At 42.5% G+C, this 22,554-nt stretch carries 7 protein-coding genes; all 7 read left to right on the forward strand.

Features of this window, described 5'->3' with window-relative positions; translation table 11 throughout:
• Positions 1 to 24: 24 nt before the first annotated feature.
• The 7 genes from NLP_RS02625 (at position 25) to NLP_RS02655 (ending at position 22,265) form a co-directional block, all read left to right on the forward strand.
• The gene (locus NLP_RS02625) at positions 25 to 801 is read left to right on the forward strand and encodes a COP23 domain-containing protein (RefSeq protein ID WP_104905024.1); all 777 of its coding nucleotides are present in this window, start codon (positions 25 to 27) and stop codon (positions 799 to 801) included.
• A 408-nt stretch (positions 802 to 1,209) separates the two neighbouring features.
• The gene (locus NLP_RS02630) at positions 1,210 to 1,746 is read left to right on the forward strand and encodes a hypothetical protein (protein WP_199784743.1); all 537 of its coding nucleotides are present in this window, start codon (positions 1,210 to 1,212) and stop codon (positions 1,744 to 1,746) included.
• Positions 1,747 to 1,857: 111 nt separating this feature from the next.
• On the forward strand, positions 1,858 to 7,305 hold the full coding sequence (locus tag NLP_RS02635) for a phytase (RefSeq protein WP_104905025.1): 5,448 nt from the start codon (positions 1,858 to 1,860) through the stop codon (positions 7,303 to 7,305).
• Between the two features lie 488 nt (positions 7,306 to 7,793).
• Entirely contained in the window at positions 7,794 to 12,563 is a 4,770-nt protein-coding gene (locus NLP_RS34565; RefSeq protein WP_104905026.1) for an esterase-like activity of phytase family protein, read from the forward strand.
• A 402-nt stretch (positions 12,564 to 12,965) separates the two neighbouring features.
• On the forward strand, positions 12,966 to 15,641 hold the full coding sequence (locus NLP_RS02645; protein ID WP_104905027.1) for an alkaline phosphatase family protein: 2,676 nt from the start codon (positions 12,966 to 12,968) through the stop codon (positions 15,639 to 15,641).
• Between the two features lie 1,110 nt (positions 15,642 to 16,751).
• Positions 16,752 to 18,791, forward strand: coding sequence for a non-ribosomal peptide synthetase (locus NLP_RS02650; RefSeq protein ID WP_104905028.1), 2,040 nt, complete (start codon positions 16,752 to 16,754; stop codon positions 18,789 to 18,791).
• Positions 18,792 to 18,794: 3 nt separating this feature from the next.
• The gene (locus tag NLP_RS02655; RefSeq protein WP_234017179.1) at positions 18,795 to 22,265 is read left to right on the forward strand and encodes a type I polyketide synthase; all 3,471 of its coding nucleotides are present in this window, start codon (positions 18,795 to 18,797) and stop codon (positions 22,263 to 22,265) included.
• Positions 22,266 to 22,554: the final 289 nt, after the last annotated feature.

The raw sequence follows: 22,554 nt of genomic DNA on the forward strand, positions 1-22,554 counted from the left end.
CTTATTTCTCCTGGAGGATGATTTATGTCATCACAAATGCTGCGGTTGATATCTTTGGGCAGTCTTGGCTTATCTTTGTGTCTGGGCAATTCGGCAGCGATGGCACAATATGATTCTAATGGCGATGGTGTAGTAGTACCAACAGTACCATCAGGCGGCACATCAGCACCAGTCCCAATAGACACATCGACAGGCGTACCACCCTCAACTGACGGTACAACTCGGTTTACTTGTCAGACTTACAATGGACAGTATACTGTCATGTATCAGCCCCAAAGTCAACCAGGACAATTCTTTCCTTGGGCGGCACCTGCGGCTTTGGGCGGTGGTTGGGATGCACAAAGGCGTTGTGCAGCAATTGCTAGCCGTTTAGAACTTTATCGCCCAGATGGCTTACAAGAACTCCAGACAGCCGTAGAAAATAACGAAAATATTGTCTGCGTTACAACTGAAACTAACCCAACCTGTAGAATTGTGCTAACAGTCCCCAATGGGAAAGATCCCTATGTTATCCGCAATAGCATTTTTCAAAACTTGACTACTGCTGACAGTGGACAGCAGACTATAGCCGTTAACACTTATGGCGATCGCAGTAGTGGAGGCAACGAATTATATAATTTAGGACGTACACTTTTAGGCGGTGGCAATAATCGGGTTAGTTCATCTAGAAGTGCGATTAATTTGAAACCTTTCCTCGATCGCCAAGATGGCGGTACTGGAAACAATTTGCGGAGTGGAGTAGCAATTCGTCGTCAGTCTCAACCTAACGGTGCTCGTCTAAATCCTGGTAAGTTTCGGTAAACAAGAGTAGCTTTTAATACAAAATAACTTTCAAATAAAAAATATCCAACTACTTATTGTGGGGCGGGCATCTTGTCCACCTTTTTTTATGAGCGTGAAGTTGCTGTCCCCCGACTTATTACAATAAGTCGGGGTCTAACATGCAACTGTATATTCTGAGGGCACTACCAAATATTTGTTCTTTTAACCTTTTGCTAGCGGTTTCTTAACGTTCCTGAGATAACTTGAGGTTGCTGAATATGGATTAATACTAGTAAACTATGTAGCTTGTTTTACTAAAAAATATTTTTTTTGATAGTGATATTGCGATTGTCAATGTGACTTGATTATGTTTACAAATTCTTCCTAAATATCGGCTTTTCTAGGGGTTCTTAAACAATACAAAAGAAATTGAAGGAGACGTTATTAATGGCTTTGACACAAGGCGATATTGCTTTTATCTCTTTCAATGCCGATGAAGATGGCTGGTCTACTGCCACAACTCAATTTTTAACGGGTACGAGTGATGCTTCTACAGCTATTCCCGTTGGTGGGACATTTTTCTTAGAAGCTGATGACGAAAATCAAGTTTTGCACCTCTATGATGACAGCAAGTCGGGACTGCCTGTAACTGGCTTTGACTTCACAAGTTCTCTAGGACTGAATCAGACTGACGGTTCTGGCGTGTTACGAGAAGTGGATCTTGAAGCTTCTACTAAGGTAGGCAATCGCATTTTCTGGTTAGGATCGCAAAGCAATAGCGATGATGGGAAGAATCGCCCTAACCGCGATCGGGTTTTTGCTACAGATATTAATGGTACGGGAGCAGCCACGACACTTAGCTATGTCGGTCGCTACGACTTTTTAAAAGAAGACATTATCAACTGGGATGTGAATAACGGTCACGGTAAGGGAGCTAATTACTACGGCTTGGCTGGCAGATTTAATAGGACTTACGCAAAATAGCTCTCAAACTCCGATTTATTTGTGTACTCTGCGCGTCTGCGGTTCCTTATTCCCCACTCCCAATTTTCAAAGCAGTCTCATTCACGTCTGGAATCTATCTCACAATTAAACATGGTAACTACTAATACAATTCGCTTTTCCCAGTTCAACGCTTCTTTAAACCGTAATGCTGAAGGTCAGTTAGTCAGTGATTTATCTACCCCAAACAATGCTCAGGCAAAGGCGGTTGCTGAGATTATCCAGCGCAATAACCCAGATGTATTGCTAATTAACGAGTTTGACTACTCCTCGGAGGCAGTTGAACTATTCAGGCAAAATTACCTAGCCGTTAGCCAGAATGGTACAACTCCCGTTGACTACCCCTACTTTTATATCGCTCCTTCCAATACAGGTATTGCCTCTGGGTTTGACTTGAACAACGACGGCACAGCAGTTACAACCCCAGGTGCAGCAGGATATGGCGATGATGCTTTCGGATTCGGGAATTTCCCTGGTCAATACGGGATATTGCTGCTGTCCAAATATCCCATCGACACTGCCAACATTCGCACCTTCCAAAATTTTCTGTGGAAGGATATGCCTAATGCCTTACTTCCCGACGATCCAACAACCCCACAGCCAAATGATTGGTATTCTGAAGAGGAATTGGCAGTTCTACGCCTTTCTTCTAAAAGTCACTGGGATGTACCCATCCAGGTAAACGGCGAGACAATTCACATCCTCGCCAGCCACCCCACACCCCCAAGTTTTGATGGCGCGGAAGACCGCAACGGTAAGCGTAACCACAATGAGATCCGCTTTTGGGCAGATTACATAACACCTGGTAAAGGCAATTACATCTATGATAATGCAGGTAAAACAGGCGGTATTAATGCTGGGTCAAGCTTTGTGATTATGGGCGACCAAAATGCAGATCCGTTGGATGGTGATAGTTTTGACAACGCTATTCGCCAACTGTTGCAAAATTCTAATATCAATACTAATGTCATCCCTACCAGTCTGGGTGGTCTCCAACAAGCAAACTTACAAGCTGGTGCAAACGCTAGCGAAAAAGGTAATCCTAGCTTTGACACGGCAGATTTTGCCGATACGACTCCCGGAAACCTGCGGACTGACTATGTGCTACCCTCAACTGACCTAACAATTGCCGACTCAGGAGTATTTTGGCCTCTAAATACCGATTCGACGTTTCCCTTGGTAGGTACTTTTCCTTTCCCCAGTTCTGACCATCGCCTGGTATTTGCAGATGTACAAGCTAGACCAACTGAACCAGGTAAAACCATTCCCAGTATAGGATTTCTAAAACAAACTACCTTCGTTACTGGCTTTATTCCTGCTGGCGCGGCGGGAACTGTGAATGGGGTACAGACTCCGGTGGGTGGATTATCTGGTGTTACCTATGATGCTGCGAATAACCGCTACTATGCTATCTCAGACGATCGCTCTCAAATTGCCCCTGCCCGTTTTTATACTTTCACTGCCGATTCTGGAGTGACTTTTACTAATGTCACTCCCCTAAAAGATACCAAAGGCAACTTTTTTGCAACCAACAGTCTCGACACAGAAGGTATTGCTTTAACCAACAATGGGACGGTCTTCATCTCTTCAGAAGGCGAAGTTAATCCTACTGCTGGTCGCGTTACTAATCCCTTTATTAAAGAGTTTTCGCTGACTACAGGGCAAGAAGTGCGATCGCTACCTATCCCTAGAAAATTCTTGCCAGTAGTTGAAGATACCAATAACGACGGTGTTGTAGATGCAGGTGATACGCAGACATCAGGCGTATACAACAACTTGGCATTTGAAAGCCTGACCATTACACCCGACCAGAAAACTTTATTCACCGCCACTGAAAACGCACTGTCCCAAGATGGATTAAAAGCTTCACTTACTAGTGGCAGCCCTTCTCGGATTCTGCAATACAATCTGGTTACTGGACAGCCAGAAAAAGAATACCTTTACATTACTGATGCAATACCCAAATCGCCCGACCCTAGCACAGGCTCCGCTGACAATGGTTTGGCAGATTTACTAGCAATAGATAATCGTGGCACTTTCCTAGCGTTGGAACGCTCTTTTGCACAAGGTGTAGGCAATACCATCAAAATCTACGAAGTTTCTTTGCAAGGTGCAACTGACATTAGTTTCTACGATTCTCTCAATAATTTGAGTGCTGAACAACTAGCAGCTATTAAACCCGCTCAAAAGCGCTTACTGTTGAATTTAACTGACCTGAATCTGCCTACTGATGTAAACCACCCGATTACAGGAGTGGATAACATTGAAGGTATTGCCTTTGGCCCCAAACTAGCAGATGGTCGTCAGTCCATTGTGTTAGTAAGTGACAACAACTTTAGCAGCACTCAATATACCCAAATCCTCACCTTGGGTGCAGACTTAGTTCCCACTGCTGCACCCACACTAGAAACTCGTCCTGCTTTGTTCGATGATGAAGATCCAGCACTACCTGCTGTAGATCAAAATGCTGATGCTGATGACCCTGCCATCTATGTCAATGCCACAAATGCAGCTGATAGTCTAGTCCTAACCTCAGTCAAAAATGCTGGACTGCGGGTTTATGACCTGTCTGGTAATTTATTGCAAACAGTTAATCCCGGTGGTATTCGCTACAACAACATTGACCTGCAATACGGTTTTAAATTAGGCAATCAATCTATTGATATTGCCGTAGCTAGCGATCGCCAAAATGATAAATTAGCAATCTTCAAAATTAACCCCAACCCCACCACCTCCAGTCAATACTTGGAAGATATCACTGATAGCAATATTGGTACTATCTTCCAAGCATCACCTTTTGAACCTCCGTATTCTGCATCAACTCGCAGTTCTTACGGACTTACCCTATACCGTAGCCCCGAAACTAATGATTACTATGTCTTTACCAGTCGTCGCCAAACTGGAGACATAGCTCAGTTCAAGCTAATTGACAAAGGTAATGGCAAAATTGGAGCGGAACTGGTGCGGGAGTTCACCATCCCCTCGCCCACCACAGCAGAGCGTTCTCCCCAAACAGAGGGTATGGTGGTTGACCAAGAAACAGGCTTTCTCTACATAGCCCAAGAAGATGTGGGCATCTGGAAATTCCAGGCAGAACCGGACGGTGGTACAACAGGCAAGCTGATCGATAGCGTTCGTTTTGAGGGTGGTTCTCACCTCACCGATGATGCCGAAGGGTTAACCATCTACTACGGCAAAAACGGCACAGGCTACCTGCTAGCATCCAGCCAAGGCGATAGTACCTTTGTAGCCTACACTCGTGAAGGTAACAACGAATATGTAGGTAACTTTGCTATTGGTAACAATGGGTCAATTGACAGCGTGCAAGAGTCAGATGGTGCTGATGTCATTAACGTGCCACTGGGGCCTAACTTCCCATTTGGTTTATTTGTTACCCAAGACGGCTCCAATGAACCTGCCAAGACCATCGATGGCGAAAACGTCAGTTCTAACTTTAAGCTGGTGCCTTGGGAAAATATAGCCAATTCTTTCCCCAATTCTTTAAATATCGATACTACTAGTTACGATCCTCGCAATCCTGCCGCCCAACCCAAGCTGACTATCTATGAGTTTGAAAATCTACCCAAACTAGGCACAACCTCTAAAAATCAAGATATTTTCTTGGGTGGTTTTTCTGGGTTGTATTTCCAAGGGTTTGCAGCAAATGGCAACCTGAAATTTGTCACCAACACAGACCGTGGCCCCAATGGAGAACCTGATGGTGTCAAAAGACCATTTTTATTACCCGATTTCCAGCCAGAAATAGTTAGCTTTGAACTCAACCGCACCACAGGTGAAATCAGTATTACCAACAGAACAAAGCTATTTTGCCAAGATGGAACAACGCCATTAACGGGACTACCTAACTTGCAAGCTGTAGGAAACGGTTTAGCCTACACAGATGAAATTGCTGTTGACTTAGACAACAAGGTTTTAGCTAATGATCCTTTGGGCGCTGACTTAGAAGGAATTGTAGTTGCAGAAAATGGTGATTACTGGATGGTAGATGAGTATCGTCCCTCCATTTACCACTTTGATGCCAATGGTAAGCTAATTGACCGCTTTATCCCTCAAGGAACTGCCACTGCACCCAACCCAGATCAACCAGCGGCAACTTTTGGTACTGAGGTATTGCCAGCAGTTTATGCCCAACGCCGCAATAACCGAGGATTTGAAGCTGTAGCACTGCAAGGGAATAAATTATATGCCTTTATTCAGAGTGCGATCGATAATCCAGATGTCGCCAATGATGCGACTTCCAAAGCTTCTCTCAACCTGCGAATTCTAGAGTTTGATATTGTCAGCAAGCAGGTAACAAGAGAGTATTTATATCGCCTAGAAGGTCTACCAGGAACCGATAAGATTGGCGATGCAGTCTCCTTGGGTAACGGCAAATTTGCAGTAGTTGAGCGAGACGACAATGCTACATCTGCTGGCAATAAATTAATTTACCAAATTGATTTAGCTGGGGCGACCAACATCAACAACCCTGCTAACTTTACCTTGCCAGTTGGTAAAACTATTGAACAACTGACCTCTGCGGAGTTGGCTACTGCCAATATTAACCCTGTCAGCAAGAGTTTAATTGCTAATGCTGCTCAGTTGGGTTACACCGAGGTGGAAAAATTAGAAGGTCTAGCATTGGTAGCACCCAACACCCTAGCCTTGATTAACGACAAGGACTTCAACATTACGGGTAATACGGCTGCTGAGAAACTTGGCATTCTCGAACTACCCAATAATCTGACGACTGTGCAGCCTACTTTCCCGAACGGTTTTGGTTCTAGCAACAGCGATACTATCAATCTTGAACCAGGACAATTCTTTAATGCAGGTGACGGAGCAGACTTTGTAGAAGGCGCTCAAGATAACAAAATCCTGGCTGGAAACGGTGATGATACAGTGCTTGCAGGAAACGACTCTTCAGTTTTCGGAAATGACGGTAACGATCGCATATTTATTGGTCAAAATGGCTCAGTTCAAAATACCAGTGCTGATGGTGGCAATGGTGATGATGTTATTACCGTGGTGGAAGCCAGTGGTAGCAATAATTTATTTGGAGCAGCAGGTGATGATAATCTCACAGTAATTGAAGGTACTCGTCAATCATTATTCGGTGGCTCAGGTAACGATACCCTCACGAGTAACGGTAGCAATAACCGTCTCTATGGTGGTTCTGGCGATGACAAACTCTTCTCTAATGTCAATGACTCCCTGTTTGGTGGCGATGGTGATGATGTGTTATTTGCTAGTCAACAGGGTGGCGCTCGCCTCAGTGGTGGTACTGGTGCCGATCAATTCTGGATTGCTAACGCCAGTCTACCAACTAGCAAGAACATTGTGACTGATTTTGCGATCGGCATTGATAAAATCGGGCTTGGCGGTGTTGGGATCGCTCAATTTAGTGCTTTAACACTGTTGCAACAGGGTAGTGACACCTTAGTGAAAATCGGTAATACTGAGTTAGCTTCATTACTGGGAATTACATCAAATATTCTCACAGCGAATGACTTCGTTTTCTCTGCCAGTATTGCCGCTTAATTTGTTCGCCTTATTACAGCTTTATTACACAACTAAAGTTAATAAAGCTGTACTCCATTATTATTGTAAAAGCAATTAAAGATAAGGGTTATAAAGAAATTATTATCTGACGAAACTGACAAGAAATGCCTCATGCAAGTATATATAAAATAACCTTTGCCTCATTAAAAATACGTATAAAATTGCTAATCGCCCATTAGGTGCAAGATTACAATACAAGATTTCTTAACCAGCCCACAATTTTTTCACAACTTTGGCTATGTATGTTAATTAATATGCAATTTTAATCGTTAATTTTGATACCAAAACGCTCTAGTGAGATATCACGTGTAGTGGTGGTTGACATTTAATAGTTCAGACTCAACAAGCTTACAAGTCAATTACATCTTTGAAGCCTAAAACTATTAGTTTTTACTCACCATATTACTTTTTTGATTCCACTGGAGCGAAGACCATCTCAACAATTAAACACAGGGAGATTCTCTTTCATGGCTAAGAACGTCATCATTATGATTGGGGATGGTATGGGCTGGGAAATGGCTCGTGCTGCATCCATCTATAAAGAGATTCAAAATGGTAAGACAGGTGCTAATCTAAACGATTTTTATACACAAGGTAAGGGTCAAGGACTCAACTTTCAAACACTCCAAGGCTACGGTTTGGCAACTACCTATGGGACAACGATCGCTGATAGTAATAGAGTTTTTGGTAATGGTAATTCCGCTCTTGACGGGACTAATCCGATCACAGGAGCAAGCCCAGTTCGCCCTGGTTTCACCTTTGATCCAACTTTTAACCCAGGTAATACCCCAACAGGTGGTGCAAAAGTCAGTGATGGTGCTGTTGGAAATTTAGTAGGTTATGACCCTACCAAAGGTGGTGTTAATCCTTGGACTCCTGGTAACGATCCTGAATATATTAAGTACAGCTATCCTGACTCTGCAAACACCGCTACAACTCTGTACACTGGGGTCAAGAGCTACAACAATGCTGTTGGCGTTGATATTTTTGAGAATCCTCTAGAAACAATTCTCAAAACTGCAAACGAAGTTGGTAAATCAACTGGTTTGGTAACTTCAGTTCCCATTGACCACGCGACACCTGCTGCTGCTGCTGCCAACGTTAACCGTCGCAGCAAGTATGATGCTGACTATCCAGCATTAGACAACATCCTGCAACAGCAACTCCGTGTCTATCAACCGACGGTATTACTTGGTGGTGGACACCCACTTTCAGATCCTGGAGACTTACTACCAGCAGGGGTTGAGCCGAATACGAGCAATGAATTCATTCGTCAATCTACCTACACAGAACTTAGCACTAAACCAACTAATAACATCTACGATTACACCTTTTTGGAGCGGGGTGAAAATGCCGCACAGAAACTAGCTGAAACTGCGGCGACAATCAATCCAGAAAAAGGCGATCGCCTCTTCGGTCTATACGGTGCGCGTGGTCAAAATGGTAACTTACCTGTAAGTTCTGCCAACGGCGACTACAGCACTACTGGTTTAGATATGTTCAGCGTTTTCACTAACCAAGGTGATAGCGCCAAAGTGGACACCACACGTCCACTGCTTCCCGGAGAGACGGATGCATCTTTCATTGCCAAAGAGGTTAACGAAAACCCAACCCTCAATGACTTGACAAGTGCTGCATTAGATGTATTAGATAAAGACCCCGATGGTTTCTGGTTAATGGTTGAAGGTGGCGATATCGATTGGTCTGCCCATGATAACAACATGGACAACTTGATCGGTACCACCTTGGACTTCGATAAGGCAGTTGGATCTACGATTGACTGGATCAAAAAAAATGGTGGTTGGGAAGAAAACCAACTTATCGTTACTGCTGACCACGATCACTATCTGACTCTTAATGGTGACTTTCCGACTTTAGTAAAAAATCAGGGTGCTGAAGCATTAACCAATTTGGATACTTCAGGAGAAGTTGGACATTACTGGGGATCTGATCCCACTGTCAAGTATGGTTGGGGAAGTCACACCAACCGTCCGGTACCTGTTTACTACCAAGGTGCTGGTTCTGAAGTGCTAAATAGCTTGGTAGGTAAAGGTTATAACGCCTACGGTTCTGATATTCCAGGAATTGCGGGTTTAAACGATCAAACCCACATCTACCAAACGATGTTTGCCTCAATAGTGCCAAAAGTTGAGTTAGTAGGCTTTGCCTCATTACCTGCTGATACTTTTAGTGATGGGCCTGCTTCTGGCGAAGATGTTTCAGCCAATGGTAGAACCGGGCCTTTCCCAGGACAGCCAATACAAGGCTTTAGTGGTGTTCAATTTGCTAACAACAACTCTTTCTACTTCCTGTCAGATAACGGTTACGGTAGCAAAGATAATAGTGCAGATTTTCTATTGCGAATCAATCGTCTAGACCCAAATTTTAAGGGAACAGAAAATGGAGACGGCAGCGTTAAAGTTTTAGACTACATTCAACTGTCTGACCCTAACCACAAAGTTCCTTTTGGAATTGTTAATGAAGGAACTACTGGAAGATTACTAACTGGTGCTGACTTTGATGTGGAGTCATTTGTCTTTGACAAAGACAGCACAATCTGGGTGGGAGACGAGTTTGGCCCATACCTACTGCATTTTGATGCCACTGGTAAATTGTTGGAAGCTCCTATTGCTACACCTGACCGATTCAAAACTTTAGATGGAGAAGCACCTAAAGTAATTGGTCATAGAGGTGCAGCGGGCTATCGTCCAGAGCATACCTTAGAGTCTTATAAACAAGCAATTGCGCGAGGCGCTGACTTCATTGAGCCTGATTTGGTTGTGACAAAAGATGGTGTGCTAATTGCCCGCCATGAGCCAGCTTTAGCAGTTTTGAATGCTGATGGCACTGTGAATTTCAACAACACAACCACAGATGTTTACAAACATCCAGAGTTTGCCGATCGCAAAAAAACGGTAAGTTTAGATGGAAACACAATTACAGGTTGGTTTGCTGAAGACTTCACTTTAGCTGAAATCAAGACTTTACGCGCAGAAGAGCGTCTACCTTTCCGCGATCACTCCTTTGACGATAAATTTGAAATTCCTACGTTCACGGAAATCATCAATTTAGTTAAGCAAGTAGAAGCCGAGACAGGTAAAAAGATTGGTATCTACCCTGAAACTAAGCATCCGACCTATTTGGCCGATGAAGCTACTTATGTAGGCACCACGAACAAAATTAACAGAAACATCAGTCAGTTACTAATTGATGCGCTGAAGGCAAATAACTTCACTGACCCCAGTCGCATCTTCATCCAGTCCTTTGAAGTGAGTAACCTCAAACAACTGCACGATCGCATTATGCCTGCGGCAGGGGTAGATATTCCACTTATCCAACTTCTAGATGCCAGCGACATTGACATCAACGGCAAGATTATCGAAAGTCAGCCTTATGATTTGAAAGTCAGTGGTGACACTCGCACTTATGGCGACTTACGAATTCCAGAAGGTTTAGCTGAAGTTGCCACTTATGCTGATGGCATTGGCCCTTGGAAGCGGATGATTGTTAGCGTCAAAGGTACTGATGCTAATGGTGATGGCAAAGCTGATGATGTGAATGGGGATGGAGCAGTCAATGATGCTGATAAAACAACGTTACCTGCCTCAACCCTAATTCAAGATGCTCACAACGCTGGTTTGCAAGTTCATCCTTACACCTTCCGGGCGGAAGATCAGTATTTAGCAGCAGATTACAAAGGCAAGCTAGCACTAGAAATTCAGCAGTTCTATCAATTAGGTGTAGATGCGCTATTTACAGATTTCCCAGATATCGGGGATAAAGTACGGGATCAACTCACAGACGATGCTCAATATAATGTAGTGCGATCGCCACAAAACCCAGATGTACTTTCAGGAGATGCTTTTGCTAACTTGGCTGGTTCCAAAGGTTTTGAAGGCGGAGCAATTAACGCCAGCAAAACCAAGCTTTATTTCCTCCTAGAAGGGACAGTCCAAGGTGATACTCCTGGTGCTTTGCGGATTAACGAATTTGATTTAGCCAGCCACAAATACAGCGAGCAGTTACGTTACTACAGATTGGATAATCCGTCAAATTCCATCGGGGATTTAGCAGTCATTAATGATAATGAGTACCTAGTCATTGAACGGGATAACAATCAAGGGGTTGCGGCTAAATTTAAGAGGATCTACAAAATAGACTTGTCTAAAACAGATTCTAATGGCTATGTCGCTAAAGAAGAAGTTGCAGACTTGTTAAACATTCAAGACCCCAAAGACCTCAATGGAGATGGCAAAACTAACTTCGATTTCCCATTCCAAACCATTGAAAATATTCTGGTTGTTGACAAAAATACCATTTTGGTAGCTAATGACAACAACTATCCCTTCTCTATCGGTCGTCCTGGAAACGATCCTCAAAATCCAGTTATAGACAACAATGAGATTCTAGAACTGAAGTTAGAGAAGCCCCTTAACCTTGCTCCAAGCTTAGGTCAACCTCAAGCTGAAGAAATTAATTTTGGCTCCACTACTAGCAATGATATTACCGTTCAGCCCAATCAAACCTTATTCACAGGTGACGGAGCAGATTTTGTAGAGGGTAATAAAGGTAACACAATCCAAACTGGAAACGGTGAAGACACCGTGCTAGTCGGTAGTGACTCCTCGGTGTCTACAGGAGACGATAACGATCGAGTCTTAATTGGCGCAAATGGCCCTACTAACAACACTAATGCTGATGGTGGTGCTGGTGATGATGAAATTACCGTATTAGAAGCCAATGGTACTAATAATTTACTTGGGGCAGCAGGTAATGATACTTTGACAGTTGTTGAAGGTTCGCGTCAATTATCCTTCGGTGGCTCAGGTAACGACACTCTTAAGAGTCAAGGTAGCAATAACCGTCTCTACGGTGGTTCTGGCGATGACAAACTCTTCTCCAGTGTCAATGACTCCCTATTTGGTGGCGATGGTGATGATGTGCTATTTGCTGGACAAGGGGGTAGCGATCGCCTCAGTGGTGGTACTGGTGTCGATCAATTCTGGCTTGCTAACGCCATGCCAACTAGCAAGAATATTGTGACCGATTTTGCGATCGGCATTGATAAAATCGGGCTTGGCGGCGTTGGTATCGCTCAATTTAGTGCTTTAACGCTGTTGCAACAGGGTAGTGATACTATCGTGAAAACTGGAAATACAGAGTTGGCTTCGTTGCTGGGAATTACAGCAACTAGCCTTACAGCAAATGATTTCGTTTTTTCTGCTAGTGTCGTTTAGCCAAAAGATGATTACAGCTTAGATTCAACATTCATTAGTTAAGCTGTAGCGATTTTGCTAATGCGGGGGAATCATATTCCCTCGCTTTTTATATCTATTAGTAATTTTGTCTTAAAAACTATTTTACTTTTTGTCCGAAATCTTAACTTGTTTATAACTTTCCTTAAACATTGAAAAACTATCTTTTGAAACAGTAACCAAAGTTAAGTTCATTTAATTGTCTGCACTAGTTTGTGTGGACACTAAGCATTTGGTCGCCAAATACTACTTAGGTTTCTGTAGCCAATAATTTTTTGCTTGGGTTGAGTGTAATTAATCGCTCATATAGACACACAATTGCTGCGTAGGCGTAGCCAATTGTAGGCATCGCTCGTAGCTCACAATATTTAAGGAGTAGTCGGTATGGCTGATACAAACGGCAACGGTAGAAATGTGATTATTTTTGTTGCAGATGGATTGCGTAACGGTTCTGTAAACCCCATTGATACCCCAACTTTATATAGCATCCGTCAGCAAGGAGTTAGTTTCGCCAATAGTCATTCGCTGTTTCCCACATTTACCACCCCGAATGCTGCTGCGATCGCCACGGGACATTACCTTGGTGATACAGGTGACTTTAGTAACACTATCTACACTGGTTTTCCTAGCCCTAATGCCAATGGTAGTGTCACGCCATTCATCGAAAATGATCCGGTTTTGGGGGATATCGATGAAAAGTTTCCCGGTAACAACTTTTTAGATGAAGAGTCACTTCTAGCTTATGCGCGATCGCAGGGTTTCAACACCGCAGCAGTTGGTAAATTAGGGCCTGTTGCCATCCAAGATGTCACACAAGTTAACCGAGAAGGTGGTACTACAGGTACTATTCCTACTCCCGATACAATTATTATTGATGACACTACAAATGGTGCAACACCACCTACTACAGCCGCTGGTTCACCTTCTACTGTTCCACTCGATCCAGATATTGTTGCTCAGTTACAAGCTGCTGGTTTAGATGTCAAACCGACACCGCGAGTCCAACCTGCTGGTAACAACACAACTCCAGGAACCCTGAATGCCAATGTGGCTCAACAACAATACTTTGCAGATGCCACAACCAAGGTAATTTTACCCAAGTTTCAGGAAGACGGTAAACCATTCGCATTAGTTTACTGGTCAAGAGATCCCGATGGTACTCAACATAATCAAGGTGATAGCTTAAACACCTTGACATTAGGTATTAACGGTCCTACTTCCAAAGCTGGGGTCAAAAATGCTGATGATAATTTAAAGCAACTTCTTGACTATCTCAAAAGTACAGGCTTAGACAAGACTACTGATGTCTTTATTACTTCCGACCACGGTTTTTCTACCATCAGCAAACAAGCTATTGATAGCCAAGGTACAAAAACTACAAGTTATGCTGCCACCCAAACTTATGCAGGTGTAAATCCGGGATTTTTACCCGCAGGCTTTGTTGCCATTGATTTGGCTCACGATCTAGGTTTACCCTTATACGATCCTAACCCTACGACTCTTCCCCCAGACCTGAACCACATCCAGTATGCCACTGTTGATCCTACACAAGGTCAACGTCCTATTTCTGGAAATGGTGTAATTGGAGGTACAGGTCAGGTAACGAATGGCCAACTTGACCCAGCTACAAAGATAGTTGTAGCTGCCAATGGTGGTTCTGACCTGATTTATCTGCCTAATGGCAATGCTGATTTAGCTAAACAGGTAGTAAATTTGCTTTCGCAAAAAGACTACATCAGTGGTATTTTTGTAGACGATGCTTATGGAAATATCCCAGGTGCTTTACCTCTGAGTGCGATCGGGCTAAAAGGTGATGCTCAAACACCAGTTCCATCTATAGTTATCAACTTCAAAACCTTTAGCACCGACCCAAATAACCCAAACAACCCTCAAGCTCAAGTAGAAATTGCTGATACAACTTTGCAGCAAGGGCAGGGGATGCATGGCAGCTTTGGCCGAGGTGATACCTTCAATAATATGGAGGCTATTGGCCCTGATTTTAAACAAGGTTATGTGGACTATGCACCGGTCAGTAATGCTGATGTAACACCTACACTTGCTCGTATTTTAGGGTTAAAAATTCCCAGTAATGGCGATTTGAAAGGTCGTGCCATTACAGAAGCACTGGTGGGAGGCCCGGATACAGTTGCCTCCACAAAAGAAGTCTTGACTTCGGAAGAAACTACTAATGGTCAAGCAACAATTCTGGATTCTCAGAGTGTAGGCAATACTCAGTACTTTACAGCGGCAGGGTTTGATAGTCGCACTGTTGGACTAACAACACTAGACCTTCAATTTGGCTCTACCAATAGTGATGATGTCACCCTTAAACCAAATCAAACCTTATTTACAGGTGACGGAGCTGACTTTGTAGACGGTACTAAAGGTAATACAATCCAGACTGGAAGCGGTGATGACACGGTGGTAGTCGGTAGTAACTCCTCAGTGTCCACAGGGGATGGTAACGATCAAGTCTTGATTGGTGCAAATGGCCCTGCTAGCAACACTAGTGCCGATGGTGGTAATGCTGATGACAAAGTTACTGTAGTTGAAGCCAATGGTAGTAATAATTTATTTGGAGGCGCGGGTGCTGATAATTTGACAGTAATTGAAGGTTCGCGTCAATTATCATTTGGTGGTTCAGGTAACGATACCCTTACCAGTAACGGTAGCAATAACCGTCTCTACGGTGGCTCTGGAGATGACAAACTCTTCTCTAGTGTGAATGATTCGCTCTTCGGTGGCGATAGTGATGACGTGCTATTTGCTGGTCAACAGGGTAGTAATAGGCTGAATGGTGGTGCTGGTGCTGACCAGTTCTGGATTGCTAACGCCAGTCTGCCAACTAGCAAGAACATTGTGACTGATTTTGCGATCGGTATTGATAAAATCGGGCTGGGCGGTATTGGCGTGACTCAGTTTAGTGCTCTAACCCTATTGCAACAGGGTGCTGACACTATCATAAAAACCGGAAATACAGAGTTGGCTTCATTACTACAAATTACCTCAACTAGTCTGAGTGCAAATGACTTCGTTTTCTCTGCTAGTGTTGTGGCTTAGTCTGTTCGCTTAGTGCAGCTTGGCAAAAATAACTATCAGTTGAAACAGCAGTTTTCAATTACGTAGACTACAGCAAATAGTTCGTGTGGGGTGAGCATTAAAATGCCCACCCTCTTGTCGTTTCGCTGGAGTCCAACCTACCTCGAAAGGGTTACATTACTTATTAGTTGCTAAAATCGCTGTATTCTTTGTTCTTCAAGGTATTAATTATTCTTCTTCTCTCAAAATAAGCCTACGTACAGTTAATATTCCCATTGCAAACATCTCTAAAGTTTTAATTTTCAATGAAGATGCATTGAAAATAACTACGATTTTGAGGAAATAGGTCAAAATAGGAGAACTAAATATTAGAACCAGTGCCCTTTCGTACAAACATTGTAAAATTGCGGCATAATTTGTTGCGAAATTCGTCTTTTAATATAATTTCAAAGTTAACGACGAAACTATACTTTGTAAATAATAATACTAAGAATCAAGTATATAAAAGCTTTAGTATCCTTGCGTGGTCTTACAGCTATATTAATTTTCATACATCATTATGTTGATTATCTCATACCTAATTTAGCTAAGAGTATAACTTCGTATAGTAATTTTTTTAATTAATGGATATTTATGTGTTGACTTGTTTTTTATTTTGAGCGGTTTTATTTTAAGTTATGTTTATGCTGAGAATTTTAAATAGTAATTATCGGAAATATCTAAATCTTCACTTTACTGTAAGTTTATTCTTATAGGTGTTAATTCTTATGTATGATGATTATCAGGATATTCTGATATTATCAACTTTAATTTTATAAATAATAAAAATAACAATATTATCTCACTTACACCCAATTATTCGTTACTCATTTATCTCAGAACAATATCGTACTCAATTTATATAGTTCACTGGTTTACCGAAAAATCTATATCGTTAATATACAAAAGTGTCTTTAATGTAAATTTTTGAATAAACTTTAATATTTCTCAGTCAGTAATCCTTCTGGTTTTATATATTTTAGTAGTTACATTAACTGCATCGTTAACCCATAAATCGCTTGAATAAGAAATGCAGCAACATTTAAAAACCGCACATTTTGTAAAATAATATATTTTTTGCGGAAATTAAATATGAAATCAATAACTAATTCATTGGCTCAAAATAAAAATAAATTATTGGTAGATGAGTGCCAAAATTCATTATCAGAAAATAACTTAGAACCTGATACTTTAACATTACCTATCTTGAAAGAATCCGAAAAAGACCTACTAATTGAGTATAATTATACTCAGCAAGCGTGTATTCATCAGTTGTTTGAAGCACAAGTAGAGCTTACACCTGAGACTGTAGCGGTCGTGTTTGAAGACCAACAGTTAACCTACCGTGAGTTGAATATCAAAGCCAATCAACTAGCACAATACTTACAAAATTTAGGTGTAGGGCCTGATATCCTCGTTGGCATCTGTGTAGAACGCTCCTTAGAAATGATAGTGGGATTGTTGGGTATTCTCAAGGCGGGTGGAGCCTATGCACCACTTGACCCAAATTATCCAGTTGAGCGCCTAGCTTTTATCTTAGAAGATGCTCAAGTTTCAGTATTGTTAACGCAAAAGCACTTATTAAATAATCTTCCTCAAAACTATACTCAAATTTTATGCCTTGATTCTGACAGAGAAATCCTATCTCAATACAGTTCAGAAAACCCCACGAGTTCAGTAACATCTGAAAATCTGGCTTACATAATTTATACTTCTGGTTCTACAGGTAAGCCCAAAGGTGTATTAATTAATCACTTCAATGTTGTGCGCTTATTTAAAGCTACCGAACATTGGTATCACTTTAACCAAGATGATGTATGGACGCTGTTTCACTCCTTTGCCTTTGACTTTTCTGTGTGGGAAATTTGGGGTGCATTAATTTACGGCGGACGGTTAGTTATAGTGCCATATTTAGTTAGCCGTTCTCCCGAAGCCTTCTATAAATTACTTTGCAAAGAAAAAGTTACAGTTCTCAATCAAACTCCTTCAGCTTTCCAACAATTAATCCACACAGAGCAGACAATTGCTGATTCTGGAAACTTAGCTCTGCGTTGGGTAATCTTTGGTGGGGAAGCATTAGAAATTCAAAGTTTAAAGCCTTGGTTTACTCGTTATGGGTATGAGTCTCCAAGGTTGGTGAATATGTACGGTATTACAGAAACTACCGTTCATGTTACCTATCGTCCAATCACAGAAGATGATTTGAGACCAGGAGCAGGTAGTGTGATTGGTTGTCCAATTCCTGACTTGCAATTGTATTTACTAGATGAGCATAGACAGTTAGTTAGCGTTGGTGTCCCTGGTGAAATCTATGTAGGAGGTGCAGGTTTAGCTCGTGGCTATCTTAATCGGCCCGATTTGACTGCGAAAGCTTTTATTGCTAACCCCTTGAGTAACGATCCGAAGGCGCAGCTTTATAAAACGGGTGATTTAGCAAGATATTTACCCAATGGAGACTTAGAATATCTCGGTCGCATTGACCATCAGGTGAAGATTCGTGGCTTCCGAATTGAACTAGGAGAAATTGAAAGAGAAATTGCTCAACATCCTGAAGTTCGCGAAATTGTCGTTCTAGCTCGGCAAGAAGAAACAGGCGAAAAGCAGTTAGTTGCTTATCTTGTTCCTGATCAGAACAGTAGTTACATATCCAATCAATTGCGTAGCTTCTTAGAGCAGCGACTACCTGATTACATGGTGCCATCAGCTTTTGTGTTATTAGAATCAATGCCTTTGACTGTAAATGGCAAAGTAAATAGACAGAAATTGCCAGCACCAAGTAGAGAACGTCCGCAACTTGAACAAGCGTACATTGCTCCCCAAAGCGATTTAGAGCGACTGCTTGCAGGTATTTTATCCGAACTGCTCAAAATAGATCGCGTTGGGATTGATGATAATTTCTTTGATTTGGGAGGAACTTCAATCTCAATTCTGCAAGTTGCTGTACGAGTACAACAGGAACTTGGTATTGAGCTACCTACCGTGAAGCTATTTCAGTATTCAACGATTAGCTCATTAGCAAACTATTTGCATTCAAACCAGAATAGCCAGCCGTCTTCTGACAAGCTGCAAAATCGCGCCCAACGCCAACAAGCCGCTCGTACTCGTCGCCGTAATCATCAACAAGGTGTTTAAGCAATGGTAAATATGCAAGCATCCGAGAACCAAGATCCTATTGATGGTGTTGCCATTATTGGCATGGTAGGAAGATTTCCTGGCGCTGGAAATGTCGATGAGTTGTGGCACAATCTGTGTGAGGGATTAGAGTCAACGACTTTTTTTGAAGATGAGGAACTAGATCCCAGTATTGATCCGAACCTTTACAAAGATCCTAGCTACGTAAAAGCTAAAGGAATCATTTCTGGGGGAGAAACCTTTGATGCTGCATTCTTTGGCATTAATCCCCTGGAAGCTGTAGTTATGGACCCACAGGCTAGAGTCTTTCTAGAGTTGGTTTATGAAGCCCTAGAAAATGCTGGTTATGAATCAGAGTCTTTTGAGGGTTTGATTGGTTTGTACGCTGGTTGCGGTCAAAATACTTATTTTGCTAACCACATTTCTGGACGTATGGAAATTGTCGATCGCATCGGTGAGTTCCAGACGATGTTAGCAAATGAAAAAGACTTTTTGACGACCCGTGCTGCTTACAAGCTCAACCTCAAAGGCCCGGCTATCAGTGTCAATACAGCCTGTTCCACTTCTTTGGTAGCAGTCATTCAGGCTTGCCAAGCCTTAACCAGCTATCAGTGTGATCTGGCTATGGCAGGTGGTGTATCTATGACTACACCTCAAAACAGTGGTTATGTGGCTCAAGAAGACAGTATGTTGTCTGGTGATGGGCATTGTCGTCCCTTTGATGCCGGCGCTCAAGGCACAATGTTCAACAATGGCGCAGGAGTAGTTGTCCTCAAGCGTTTAGAAGATGCACTCAATGATCGCGATCGCATCTATGCAGTAATTCGGGGTTGTGGTATCAATAATGACGGTGCTAATAAGGTAAGTTTTACGGCTCCCAGTGTAGACGGACAAGCAGAGGCGATTGCAATGGCGCAAGCTTATGCCAACTTTCACCCAGAAACCATCTCTTATATTGAAGCTCATGGTACAGCTACACCTTTAGGCGACCCGATTGAAATTGAAGCGCTGACGCAAGCATTTCGCGTACATACAGATGCTAAACAATTTTGTGCAATCGGCTCTCTTAAAAGCAATGTCGGACATTTAGTTGCGGCTGCTGGGGTAGCAGGATTAATCAAAACCGCTCTGGCTCTGCATTATAAAAAGATTCCACCTAGTTTAAATTTTGAGGCTCCCAACCCCAAAATTGACTTTACCAACAGCCCCTTCTATGTAAATACCAAACTAGCCCAATGGTCGGAGGGTGAAACTTTACGGCGAGCTGGTGTGAGTTCTTTTGGTGTCGGCGGTACTAATGCTCATATAGTGCTAGAAGAAGCGCCACAAATCCAAAGTTCAGGATCTTCGCGTCCACAGCAGCTATTGTTACTCTCGGCAAAAACTAGTAAAGCTTTAGAGGCTGCAACAGCGAATTTACGGCAATATTTACAGTACAATGCCGAAATTAACTTAGCTGATGTAGCTTATACTTTACAGCGAGGGCGCAAAGCCTTCAACTACCGAAGCAGTGTAGTTTGTCACGATATCACAGATGCGATCGCAGCCCTGCAATCTTTAGATCCAAATCAAGTAAATACCCGTCATACAGAAGTCCGCAATCCAGCCGTTGTCTTCATGTTCCCCGGACAAGGATCGCAATATGTGAACATGGGACTGAATCTTTACAACCACGAAACTGTGTTTCAGGAGGTAGTAGATGAATGTGCTGAAATCCTTAAACCTTTACTGGGCAGGGATTTACGAGAAATAATCTATCCTGTACCGAGCGATCGCGAAACTGCGGCTATCTCTATGCGGCAAACCTGCTTTACCCAACCAGCATTATTCGTTATTGAATACGCATTAGCGCAGCTGTGGCAAAGTTGGGGAGTCAAACCCCAAGCCATGATTGGCCACAGTATTGGTGAATTTGTCGCCGCCTGTATTGCGGGTGTACTTACCTTAGAAGATGCACTGATGTTGGTTGCAACTCGCGGTCGCTTAATGTGGGAGTTACCAGCAGGGGCTATGCTTTCAGTGCGCCTACCAGCCAAAGAGTTAGAGCCGCGATTGAGTGCAGAACTAGCGATCGCCGCAATTAATAGCCCTTCCTTGTGTGTAGTTTCTGGCCCCACAGAGGCGATCGCAGTTCTGCAAAAACAACTTGAAAGCGAAGAAGTTATCTGTCGCCATTTACACACTTCCCACGCTTTCCACTCTCCCATGATGGATAGCATCATTCACCCCTTTGCTGAGGTAGTTGGGAAAGTTAAATTATCACCTCCCCAAATTCCCTTTGTTTCCACAGTTACCGCCGATTGGATTACAGCCCAGCAAGCAACCGATCCGATGTATTGGGCTACACATCTACGCCAGACTGTGCGATTTGCTGAGGGCGTACAAACCCTATGGCAGCAGCCAAAACGAGTGCTGTTAGAGGTGGGGCCGCGAATCACAACTACGACCTTAGCCCGGCAACAAGCAAAAGATATTAAACAACAGATTGCGATTCCTTCTCTAAGTGATAACGCTGAGAATGAAGCCGAATGGACGGCATTACTCAAGGCAGTAGGACAACTGTGGCTAGCAGGAGTATCTATTGACTGGAGCAACTTCTATCAAAGAGAAACGCGACAACGAATTCCTCTACCTACCTATCCCTTTGAACGCCAACGCTTCTGGATCGATCCTCCACCTCATCCCAATCGTGCATTAACTCCCAAACTTTCAAATCCCCAGTTATTAGAAAAGGCCAAAACTCTGACAACATCTCCTCTGCAAAAACTCATTCCCCTGCTCAAAGAAACTATCGAAGAAACTTCAGGATTGGAAATCGCTAGTGTTGACGACTCGACAACGTTTTTAGAAATGGGATTAGATTCCTTATCTCTGATGCGAGTCGGGTTAGCTTTGAAGAAAAAATTTCAAGTCAAGGTAACACTTAGGCAGTTACTAGAAATTTGCCCGAATTTAGGAACGCTAGCTGATTTAATCAATCAAGCTTTGTCTCCCGAAGCTTTATCCGCACTAGGATTAACAGAAACCGTTACAGACCCCATAGCACCTGTAACCACATCACCCACTTTGGTAGTCCATGAAGTTCATACAAATGGATCTGCACCTCAAATTTGTCCCCAACCAGCTGCATCTAGTTTCCTAGAAAATGTAATTAATCAGCAGCTACAAATTATGAGCCAGCAATTAGCACTATTAGCTAATAACAGCCAATCAACAATTCCAGTTGTACCTGCGGTGACATCCCAAAATAATAGTATCAAGCCAAAAAATGCTGTATCTGTTCCCCCAACCCAAACCAGCAAAGAATCAGCATCGGTAGACACAGAACCAGCAGAAGTTACCAATAACAGCCTACGCAATCGTCCTCCGCAACCTGATGCCAAATTAGGACGAGATCCACAAGGGAACCCCGCTTGGTATATTCCTGATACTGAGCGACCTGGCAAATATCTACAAGTTGCCAGTTTTTACTGAAGCGTGGGTAGTAAATATTTAGTAACAAATTGATATGTAAATTGTCTCCAAAAATTAGGTTTTTAACCGACTAATCTGGTTAATTTACAATCAAATTTTACGCAAAAGATTAATACTGCTAATCTTATCTAAATATCAAGAGAAAATAAATTGTTATGTTTAATAATAAAAAAAGCTGAACAGTTAGAAAAATCAACAATAAAACTAGGTAATTTGTTTTATCGTTAGTCGCATTCAGTTTAAATACCTCCAATTCTCAGCCATTAAAAAAAACTATAACATCAAGTGT

The organism is Nostoc sp. 'Lobaria pulmonaria (5183) cyanobiont' (assembly GCF_002949795.1).
Taxonomy (GTDB): Bacteria; Cyanobacteriota; Cyanobacteriia; order Cyanobacteriales; family Nostocaceae; genus Nostoc.